The organism is Rhodococcus sp. UYP9, assembly GCF_040547235.1.
Classification (GTDB): domain Bacteria; phylum Actinomycetota; class Actinomycetes; order Mycobacteriales; family Mycobacteriaceae; genus Rhodococcoides.
This window is the reverse complement of sequence record NZ_JBEPPH010000006.1, coordinates 284,315-295,076: the sequence shown is the minus strand read 5'-3', so window position 1 is coordinate 295,076 and position 10,762 is coordinate 284,315. Positions and strand designations below refer to the sequence as shown.

At 61.2% G+C, this 10,762-nt stretch carries 6 protein-coding genes; all 6 read right to left on the bottom strand.

Going from position 1 to position 10,762, the window contains the following annotated elements:
- Positions 1–368 precede the first annotated feature (368 nt).
- A complete protein-coding gene (locus tag ABIB36_RS18195; RefSeq protein ID WP_354561576.1) occupies positions 369–1,787 on the bottom strand; it encodes a plasmid pRiA4b ORF-3 family protein in 1,419 nt (472 codons plus the stop codon).
- 36 nt (positions 1,788–1,823) lie between these two features.
- A complete protein-coding gene (locus ABIB36_RS18190; protein WP_256895522.1) occupies positions 1,824–2,360 on the bottom strand; it encodes an LpqN/LpqT family lipoprotein in 537 nt (178 codons plus the stop codon).
- Between the two features lie 125 nt (positions 2,361–2,485).
- Complete coding sequence (locus ABIB36_RS18185) at positions 2,486–3,307, bottom strand: HAD family hydrolase (protein WP_084345966.1); 822 nt, start codon at positions 3,305–3,307, stop codon at positions 2,486–2,488.
- The gene (locus ABIB36_RS18180; RefSeq protein WP_354561574.1) at positions 3,304–4,503 is read right to left on the bottom strand and encodes a metallophosphoesterase; all 1,200 of its coding nucleotides are present in this window, start codon (positions 4,501–4,503) and stop codon (positions 3,304–3,306) included. Before ABIB36_RS18180 ends, ABIB36_RS18185 begins: the two co-directional genes overlap by 4 nt.
- Before the next feature lie 57 nt (positions 4,504–4,560).
- A complete protein-coding gene (locus tag ABIB36_RS18175; protein WP_354561572.1) occupies positions 4,561–5,208 on the bottom strand; it encodes an SDR family oxidoreductase in 648 nt (215 codons plus the stop codon).
- Between the two features lie 57 nt (positions 5,209–5,265).
- Positions 5,266–9,930, bottom strand: a complete 4,665-nt coding sequence (locus ABIB36_RS18170) for a PDDEXK-like endonuclease domain-containing protein (protein WP_354561598.1) — start codon at positions 9,928–9,930, stop codon at positions 5,266–5,268.
- Positions 9,931–10,762 lie beyond the last annotated feature (832 nt).

Here is a 10,762-nt window from a genome sequence, read left to right as displayed (position 1 = left end):
CCACAAGCGGATGATCATCGACATCGGATGCTTTCACCAAATATAAAATTCGGCACTGACATTCATCGACACACTGTTGAGTTCTCAAAGAACACACACACACCACACAACCACGAAAATAATGTTCTCGCAGCGCCTGGGGCAACCGTTCCAGCCTAGCTAATCCAAGCGACCGAGTCAATAACCCCGTCACATCGGATCACCCGGACACGACAACACCATCTTGCCGAACCAGGATTTTCAGTGCAAACTCCGTGCAACCTCGTGTCCCGCACCTCTCGGTCCGGGTCGGTGTCCGTGTCGCTCTGACTCGACAAAAGTTACGCGACTCTGACGCCATCTCCAAATCGCCTGGTCAGCGGCCTACATCAGCTCCGCAAAGCGTCGCGAGCGAATCGTCTCGACCAACTGGGAGCGTCGAACACCTCGCTTCGGAAGTACAGCGACGGCCCATGGGCTCCGATCAGGTCCAAGAAGTCGACCGTCGGTTGTGCCGCGGTGTGGGCGTCGACCAATTGGCTGGTCCCCCACCCCAACGCTTGCATCGTCTCCACGATCATCGCGTTCCGTTGCGTTGCGGATGCCGACGACGCAAGCGCGACGAGAAACAGTGTTCCGCCGTCGATCTCATGAGTTTCCTTGCCCAAGGGGACTCTCGACGCACAATGCCTCCACAGACCGATGGGGTCGTCGGCATATCGGGTTCCCGCTTTCGTGCGTACCAAAGCGCCCTTGAAGACTCGCACCAGACCTAGACGCTTGGCGGCATTGCGCAGATCGGCGACCTGGTGATTATCGACCTCACGGAGGCTGGATCCGATCCACCCCAGTCCCCATTCGAGTTCGACGCGCATGGCTTCGACAGCTGCCGGCGGAAGATTGCCTCCGGGCGCCAACTGCAATCCGGCGTCTCCTACGAGCTCGAGCAACCACGAAAGTTTTCTCATCGCCACAGTTGCAACCGGTAAATCGACAGAGCTTTCGATAGTGAGCTCACACCGCGGTAGCAGCGCCAGCAGAGCGGGCATGTGGTCCGGCTGGGCGGTCCCGAAGAGCCGTGCGATCAACTTCGATGCGACAGCGGCCTCGGCCTCGGCCGATCGCACGGGAGCGCCGGCCCGAAAACCTTCGTTGACGCGAGCTACCTCGAACTGCTCCGGATCGAACGGTCCAACCGATTCCCGCAGACTTTCGTATTCCGCGTGGCCAGGGTCTCCGAGTACGTCGAGTAGATGGCGATAGCCGACGGGTCCTCCGCTGTTCTCGGGCGGACACGCACGTGCGCCGTCGAGGCACAGGGTACGGAGATCCTCGTGATACTCGATGAGGGATTCGAGTTCGACGGTGTGCTTCCAACCGTCGCCGAAATCGTATTCGTATTCGATGACGTCGCCCTCTTTGTCGAGAACGCTATCCAACCTGACGTGCTGTTCGTTGATTACCGACCCTGCTTCGACCAGCGAGGTCTCGAAGTCGTATCGCATGACGGCTACGGACTTCCGTAGCCGGTAGCGGTGCGAATGAGCAGCATTCCACCCCATCACCTGGCGCAGCACCTGGTGAAATTCGGGGAGTAAGAGGTCGGACCGGACCTCGAACTTTCGCCACACTGCCGGTTCGACGCCGTCCAAGGAGACGCGAATCGTGTACCTCGCGACCGGAGCGCCATAGTCGCCGGACGCGTTGGTGAACGTATCGTCGGCGATCTCGAGCTCGGGTCTGTCAGAGCTGTCCAACAGGTCTGGCACCAGGGACAGGTGCCGCACACGTCCAGTGCGATTCCGCATTACTCGACCTTAGTAGCGGCTGCGCTCCGGCAAGGCTCAGACTGCGTTCAGAAGGCCACTGTTGATCGCATCGATGTCGAATGCCAGTTTGTCTGCGTGGTCGGCGAAGGTGGTCACCGTGAGTTGAACCAGGTACTGCGTTTCGTTCTGCACGACGACGTACCTGGTCGTGACGGCCAGTTCCCACTGCTCGGCGACGAATGTTCCCCTGATGAACCGCGATGGATGCCCACCGAACGAGTCGGAGCTCGCGTCTGTTTCGACCCAGCCCTCCATCGCGCGGGCGTCGGTGAAACTGCAGTCGAGGAGGTCATCGGCGTCGATGCGAGTGGACAGCAAGCCCACAAGCAATACTGCGTTGGGCGCGAAGCCGCCTTCGACCAGACCTGGCTCGACAAGAACCTGGGTGGCGCCGGGGAATTGCCCTTCGGGCGCCGCTTGCCAGCCGGCGGGTATGGGGGCCTCGATGCCGAGTGTCGCAGCCTGAGCGCGATCGACGGGTGTCACCGCTACGGCATGCGCCGCAAGGTACTGGGCGACGGTCATGCGATTGGATCCACTGCTCTGTTCCACCCGTACATCTCCTGACGTTTCGAGACAATAGAATTTCGATCGTAAAGTGCGCGCTGCTCACGGTGTGCCGGGCATCTTCACCCGGGCACACTCTCGGCAAGCGGCGCCTGTCCGAGGTAGTTCCGTCATCGACGGCCGGCGACGAGCTCTTCCAAGTACCCCGCGACGCCGTCGTCATCGTTCGAATGCAGCACGCGATGAGCTACAGCCTTGATCTCGGTCATCGCGTTGGCAGTGGTCAAGGCAGTACCCGCCCAGCGCAGCATCGGTAGGTCGTTGAACGCGTCACCCACCGCCGCCACGGCAGCTCGCTCGATCCCGAGTTCCGCACACAGCACCGATAGCGCACTGGCTTTCGACACGCCTGCAGCGGACATCTCTATATATGGCGCGCCCGAATGGGTCAGCTCCACTCCGCCTACCCCTGCTGCCAGGACAGCGTGGAACAGGTCGACGCTTGTCAGCTCCGGATGTCGGGCGACGATCTTGACGGTCTGCTCCGAAGCCGCGGGCAAGACGTCGACCGAGACGTCCATCTCGTGGGGATGTCGATGATGGTCCGCGAAGACACACATCGCTGCATAGTTGTGCTCGGCGACGAACCGAGTCGGACCGACCGTGGCGAAGGCGACTCCGGGAACCAGCTCGCGAACCCTGGTCATAGCAGTGGTCACGACGTCGGATTCGATTCCGGTCGTCTCGGTGATGACCGGCGTGCCGTCGGCGAGGTCGAGCACGACTGCGCCGTTGGCACCGATGGCCTTACCGGTGAATCCACAGGAGGCAGCCAACTCGTCGATCGAATGGCGTGCGCGCGCCGTGGCCCAGACGACCTCGATCCCCGCCGCATGTGCCGCCGCCATCGCTTCGGCGGTACGCGCCGAAATGGTTCGGTCCGAGCGAAGCAGGGTGCCATCGAGGTCGGTGGCGAGAAGTTTGACTGTCACGGCGCCTCTGTCCGCAGGACGAGCACGGTGATCTCGCTGGGCGCAAAGATGCGAAACGGCGGTCCCCAGAAACCGGTGCCGCGGCTGGTGTACAGCTGAGTGTGCTTGCCGTGCCTGCTCAGGCCATGAACTGTCGGTTGATCGAGTCGGACCAGGTACTCGAACGGCCAGATCTGCCCACCATGGGTATGACCGGAAACCTGCACTTCGACGTCGCGTCGAACCGCCTCGTCGATTTGCTTGGGCTGATGTGCCAGGAGGAAGACCGGCAGGTCCGCGTCGACTCCCTCGAGCGCACGATCGAGGTCCGCTCCGTGCCCCGCGAGTGTGGAAGCTGCTGCCGTTCGATCGTCCACACCGGCGACGACCAACCTCGCACCGCCACGTTCGACCACGAGGTGCTTGTTGTGCAGGGCCGTCCAACCCAGCGTCTCCATGTGATCCAGCCAGTCCTGCGCTTCGCCGAAATATTCGTGGTTGCCCGTCACGTAGACCTTGGCCAGCGCTGCACGTGCCCCACGTAACGGCTGGACCTGATGCTCCCGCCGCAGGACCGAACCGTCCGCCAGATCTCCGAGGTGACAGAGCACATCTGCTTCCAATGCGTTGACGACGTCGACGACCTTCGCCGACCAGGCGGCTCGATCCAACGGCCCGTAATGCGTGTCGGTAATCATCACGACACGGAGTCCGTCGAGTCCGGCACCGAGACGCGGAACCACAACGCTGCGCTCGACGACGCGTGGCACGCGCATCGCCTCGTAATGGCCCCACACCAACAATCCGAGGACCACGACGAGCACCGCGGCAGCCACAAGTCGCGATCGCAGGGGATCTTCCAGACCGGCAAGGGCGAGGAGCACTCCGACGATCGAACCGAGCACACTCCACACGAACAGCACCCACACGGTTCCGAGCAACGTGTCACCGATCAAGGCCGCGCGGTCATGAGCGCGCGCATGACCGCGAGCCATGGATACCGGCAAGGCGATCGCAGCGGCGACGAACAGGACGAAGCCGAATATTCGCATCGAGAACGGCCAGTCGGAACCGGAGAAGAAAAGCGTCCACAGTGGAACACCGAACAGCAGTGCAACGACGATCAGAACTATCGGTGCGATCAGCCATCGACGTCGGGAAGGCCCTGACTCGGGCGGGTGGATATCGGTGTCACCGGTCGGCTGTGAATCCGCCATGTGTGTTCCTCACTGCAGAGACGGCGAAATTCCAGGACAAGTGCTCGGAGATCCGACTCAGCTGAGCGCCTCTGCGATGGGTGTGTCGCCGTTGTCGAATTCGATGACACGTCCGATGGTCCCCGGAGTGTCGACGGTTTCGGCGACTACGGCTGCGACGTCGTCCCGGGTGACCGAAGCGCCGGTGGCACCGTTGTCTTTGGTGGAGATCGATCCGGTGCCGGGGTCGAGTGTCAATGCACTCGGTCCCAGGATCGTCCAGGACAACGACGTGGATTTCAGGTACGCGTCGGCGGCCGCCTTGGCCTCCGCGTACGCGAAGAAGGAATTGCTCGGATCTACTCCGTGCTGGGTGTCCGCCCCGAAATACGACACCATGACGTAGCGCGTGATGCCCACTCGTCCGGCAGCGTCCATCGAGCGAATTGCTGCATCACGGTCGACGGCATACGTTCGGTCGGCACTGCCGCCGCCCGCGCCTGCAGACCATACGACTGTGTCGAAGCCGTCGAGTAGTGCCGCGATCTTCTCGACATCCAGATTCTCGATATCGGCCACCAACGGTGTGGCGCCCACATTCGCGATATCGACGACGTGATCCGGGTTACGAACGATCGACCCCACTTCGTGTCCGCGCTCCACGAGCAACGGCGCTAGACGGAGCGCCACCTGCCCGTGTCCTCCGAAAATGGCGATTCGCGACATTGGCACTCCTTCGACAGACACAGTCGGACGCCATCCACGCTATAGCATTTGGTTCGGTCAGTTGTGGTGGCCATGGCCTCCATCGTGATAGCCGTTGATGGGCAACTCAGCAGTCGGAAACCGGTGCTCGGGGTCTTCGCTCGGAATGGTCCACATGTCGTACTTCTCGCCTTCGGGCGCTGACCGCCACGCGTTCCACGGCGTTTCCGCGGTTGCACTCGTCTGGCTTGTGTCGGGGCGTTCCACTGCATGATCAGCCTGCGCATCCACCGCTACGCCCACTGGCATGTCCTCTGCTTGCACCTCATCGTGCGGTCGATCCAAGTCGACTGGAATCCACTCCTCGGTTACCGTTTCCGCGGGCGCAATCGAAATCGTATTCGGTTCGATTCCTAACGCGGACAGGGTATTCCACAGATCCTCCAGCGCCGCCTCGACATCGAGGTAGTACTCCGACTCACGCACACGCCAGAACGTCCAGCCACAACGTTTGAGTTCCTGCTCGCGCTGAAGGTCGGCCAGACGACGTTCGGGCGTGGACTGAATCGAGTCCCCATCGCATTCCACGGCGAGCCTGGATACCTGCCCGGTGACCACCAGGTCGATACGTCGATTGTTCACCTCGACTCCGGGGTTGACGTGATATCCACGATCTCTCAGATCGACGAACAGCCGCTGCTCGAACAGACTCTCGAACTCGCTGCGCCGAACATCCGGCGTGACATCGCGCGGCATCGGATTCGCAGGCGCAGGCGAGGTCGACGTGACATACGCGAGCAGCGAGTTCCGTAGGTCGGATCGCTTGAGCCGATCGACTGTGACCGAGTGAAACAGCCAGAGTTGATCCTGCGCACGCGAGGCCGCGACATTGAACCGCCTCTTGTACTGGCTTGCGCTGAGAGCGGGAAAGTCCTGGTTCGGTGCGACCACCATCGACAGGAAGACGACACTTCGTTCGTCTCCTTGGAAGTCCGGCGGTGTCCCGACGCGGAGCCTTCGATCCGCCCATTGGTCGATTCCGATGCGTTTGATCAATTCGTTTCGGATTTCATCGACCTGAGCCGTTCCCTGCAGCACGACGACGCCGAATGTCTTACCGTCGTATAGGGGATCGGCAAGGCATTCGAGGATCTGACCGGCGATGGCTTGCCCCTCGGCATGATTGACGAGCGAAGCGCCCTTCCCTCTCACCGATGCATCGGGTACGAAAGTATGGCGAAGCGGCGGGAGCCTGTCCGCGCCGAATTGACGCACAGGAACCAGGGGCGAATCTCCATAGAATTGTTGGGACGACCAGTTGATGATTTCCGGCATCGATCGAAAATGCTCGCGCAGACGGACGACTTGTCCGAAACGCGTGCGCAGCATCGAGAACAGTGACGACCGTGGAGTCAACGTCGCTCGAACATGTTCGGGTAGATCCGGCAGATACACGTCCAGTCGGGTGAACACGTCCTCGAGTGTCCCCGCCTGCGGGACGTCTGCGGGTGCACATTGCCGATCGTCACCGACGACGATCACCCGTGGTGCCAGATACAGAAGGAACAGACTGCTGATGTCGGCCTGGCTGGCTTCGTCGACGATCACGACGTCGAAACTGTCCGCTATGGGCGGCACTGTCGCCAAGACCTGAGAAAGGGGCATGACCCAAGCAGGAACGGCACTTTGCGCATCTCGCATAGCTGAACGCGCAGCGCTGCGGAACGTTTCCGCGTATCGACCTGCTCCTGCCCCGATCGACGACATATGTTCCCGATACGTTTGCAACGCACGCACTTCCACAGCCGTCATGCGCTCGAGACAGTCGCGCCAGGCCATCGCGGCCGCCAGCTGAGCCGTCAGGTACTTCAGATCCGCGTCGAGTGCGTTCAGTTCGACATCGAGCTGATGTTCGACACCGCCGCGATGCTGTTCGCTCACCCACTCACGCGCTCGACGCCACGCCCATGCCTTGGACATCTGCCAACTGATTTCATCCCAGTCGGAGTCCCCGGCCGTATCGAGAACCAATTGGTACAACGCGGGCGCAGCATCGGCGAGCTTCTTCGCCAACTCGTCCTGTACCCGCTGATCATCCTGCTCCTGGCATGCCGCGATGTAGTTCCCCGACGCCTCGGCAACGGCGTCCTCGTCGGCCGAGTTCAGCGCCGTCACGAGAGCTTTTCCCTCGGGCGACGGTCCGATATCCACCTGTGTTGCAACGGAATACAGAATTCTACTCAGTTCAGCCTTGGCCACGTCTGCATCGATACGAGTAGCAATCGCCCTTGCCGACCCTGCGAACTGCACCGCTTCGTCGAGGCTTCGAATCCACGGCGCCGAAGGCGAGACCGCGTACAGCTTCTCGACCAACGCGTCGCGCGCATGCAGAACACCTGCCACCAACGTCAGCTTGTCACTGACGAGCCGAAGATCGTTCACACGCCGTGACCGAGGCCCGTCGGTGGACACCGAGATCCGTAGGTCTCCGAGAAGGGTCGCCGCGGTGCTGACGATATCGAGAGCACGAATGTGCTCTGTCACGAGCCTGCCGTCGCTCGCCGACGCAACTGGAACGCCATCGACGGTCGCCGTGATGCCAAGATCTTCGACAACACGCTGCTGTTCGCTCTTTCGGAACCGAGGCTTCCACTCGATTCCCGATTCCAAAGCGACAGTGAGGGATTCCATCGCGTTGAGCGCAGCGGTCGTCGACGAGGAACACTGCACATCATGAGCACCGATGAAGCGATCGGCCCGAGCCGCGACCTCGGCCATGGATGAAATCCCGCTTACCCGTGACCATAGGTGCGCAGCTTCGCCGGACAACACGGAATCGGTCAATTGCTGGAAGAGTTGGTCCAGTTCGAGAACGTCACGCACTCGCGCGTCGAGTTCTTCGCACAGCTGCCGAATACCCAGCGCTGCAGCAGGATCGACTCCGCGGAGGAACTCGACAAGCCTGGACGAATGCTCGGACTCCACATGCACATTGGCGCTCGCTCGCCGACACAACAAACGTAGTTCGGCCGAATTCGGCAGAATGGTGTCCAGCCGTGGGAGTGATTGCCCGGCTCGTGCCGCACGCCCATCCGGCGCAGTCGCGATCAACTTCCGCAGCCGATCCACCTCGGTTCCGATCAGTGTGGGGCGATCCGTCGACAACGGTCCCGGAAGCCACTCGTGAGCCTCTTCCGCTGCCTTGACCTTGCGGACGATTGCAGCCGCGGTCCCCTCGAATCCATCGGAAACATGCTGATGCACAACAGTTTCCGACACGCGCAGGTCGGCGATGGCATCGAGTAGCACGGCACGCCGCTCCGAAGCATCCGCCCGTCGCGCGGTCAATGACGCGATCTTCTCGGCCGCATCCACGTCGTTGTACGCCGCTTTGCGATCTGCGATACGAGCGACGCTGCGATTGAGCTCCTCGGATCCACCGCGCCCGAGATCGGTGATCGAGACGCAAAGTTCCTGAAGTTCGGGTGGAAGTTTGTCTCGAAGCACGCGAAGCGCCTGTGACTTCTCACTGGTGACGAGCACACGCTGGCCGTGGGCGAGCAATGCCGACACCAGATTCGCGATGGTGTGCGTCTTCCCGGTACCGGGAGGACCTTCGACGACTACACCGCTGTCACGGCCGAGCCTGCGCAGGATCTGTGACTGTTCGGCGTTCGCCGGAAGCGGAAAGAGTGGATCCGTAGCGAGCGAGCGAGTCTCGGCCGCCCCCATTCGCTCCAACCAGGCCAAACGTTCGGCGGGTTCGATGGGCTCCACCAACTGCGCCAAACCGAGCGGAAGCCTCGAACCGGGCTTGGCGAGATCCGCGATCATCTGTTCGTAGTAGTCACGCAGCGCGAAGGCATTTCGCTTACGCATGACCAGGGCGGGCGACAACGTCACCGTCGCCCCGTACTCGGGAGCGTCGGCGGTAGACGGCCGATCCAGATCGGCTCGAACGTCGACGGGTATGTCCAGCGCAGTATCGGCCCACTCCACGAGTAGGGACACGACGTCGTCGTCGAGAGGCGAGGTGATGCGCCTCGGCAGGTCACTCTGCATCTTCACCGAACCGGACGGGTCGAAGCCGGCCCGGCCGGTCAGCAGCTGAGTGTCCTCGAATCGCGGTTGAGAATTGGCAGCAAGCTTGACCAGCAAGTCTCCGGTGCGGACGTCCAACTCGATTGCTGCCGACTGGGTCAGCAGGTGCGTCTCGACCTCTCCTGCAGTTCCCAGAGCCGAAAGACTCAACAGGCCTGAGGCGACTACCAGCTCGATGGACTCCGGTTGCGAAGTCAGTTCTTGCATCATCAGCTGGAGAGCGTGGTAGAGCGAGGCTTCCGGTCGCTGCTCTCGATCCGATTCTGCCCATCGACGCCACTCGGTCGAATACGCTTCGAACGCACGTCGAACCTGGTACGCATGTCGGACATCGAAGTCGGCGTCGGCATCGACGTCCTCGCTCGCAGGTGATGCCAAAGCCGATTCGATCAATTCGATGTCCAGATGACGGCTGTCGACCACCATCTCGGTATCGACGAATCCTTCGAGGATCTCCGGGAGCTTCGGCGGTTCTTCGAACTCGACCCGCCGGGCCCTGAGTACGACCCCACCCTGCTCGGCCGACGCATCCAGATGAGACGCGGGCGAGTCGGCCTGAAGCCACTCGACGCGAAGGTGTTTTTCGTAATGCAAAACGGGCTCGGTGCGAGCGGTGACGATCTCGCGCAGGAATTGCAGCATGCGCAGAACCCTGTCCGTGAGCTCTTCATGCCCTTCCGTCAATACTTCGCCCTCCACGAAAACGCCCCCTTCAGCCGGGACCCTGCTGGGATCCGGCTGCTGGCCACGACCGGGAACCGATGCAGTCGACACTGTTGAACCTCTGAAATCCTCGAACGGCCGTCCGTTAACCGGGACGGTGCTTGCGCGCACGCACCAGACTAGTCTCTGCGTCCGGATTGATCACGGTCTACGGACCCTAGGTTCTTTTCGTCGTGGCAGATCACAAGAAGCGAAAGAAAAGCCCATTCGGGTTCACAGCCGATTCTCCGCCACCAGTGATCCGAGCTCGATCGGCAGTATGGGGCCCGCATTCTGGATTTCGCGCCTTATGTCCGATTCCGATCGGCGCCGAGTGGCACGTACCGACCGGTAACGTACCCGCCGGTAATCAATGAACGTCGTCGACACCGAAATGTCCGTTGTCGCAACGCTACTCATCAGTATTCCGTCAAGCTTTCGCTGACCTTTTTCAGTGACATTCCAAAACTTCGGTGAAATACATTGCTGTAGTGGAGGTTTGAACGAAGCGAGATCAATCACATCGACCCATATCGCCGTTGACATGGTAAGAATCATGTGATCCGTTAGAATAGGACGACATTCAGACCTGTTCCACGTCTTCGACGAGGGATCAGCGGGGTAACGAACGAGATCGAGGTCGATGAGTGGGGGCTGTTACATCGACTCCCACTTTGGTCCACACAGACATTTCTCGAGATCGAGTGTGTCGTTTCGTCCCCAGCAAGCCCGATAAGTGACAAGAACCCGCGGGCGTCACGACGTGCCCGGC

What these genes read in the sequence shown, in the direction of transcription:
- ABIB36_RS18170 (WP_354561598.1), bottom strand. Translation starts at nt 9,930, where the DNA reads ATGCTGCAATTCCTGCGCGAGATCGTCACCGCTCGCACCGAGCCCGTT.
- ABIB36_RS18195 (WP_354561576.1), bottom strand. Translation starts at nt 1,787, where the DNA reads ATGCGGAATCGCACTGGACGTGTGCGGCACCTGTCCCTGGTGCCAGAC.
- ABIB36_RS18175 (WP_354561572.1), bottom strand. Translation starts at nt 5,208, where the DNA reads ATGTCGCGAATCGCCATTTTCGGAGGACACGGGCAGGTGGCGCTCCGT.
- ABIB36_RS18180 (WP_354561574.1), bottom strand. Translation starts at nt 4,503, where the DNA reads ATGGCGGATTCACAGCCGACCGGTGACACCGATATCCACCCGCCCGAG.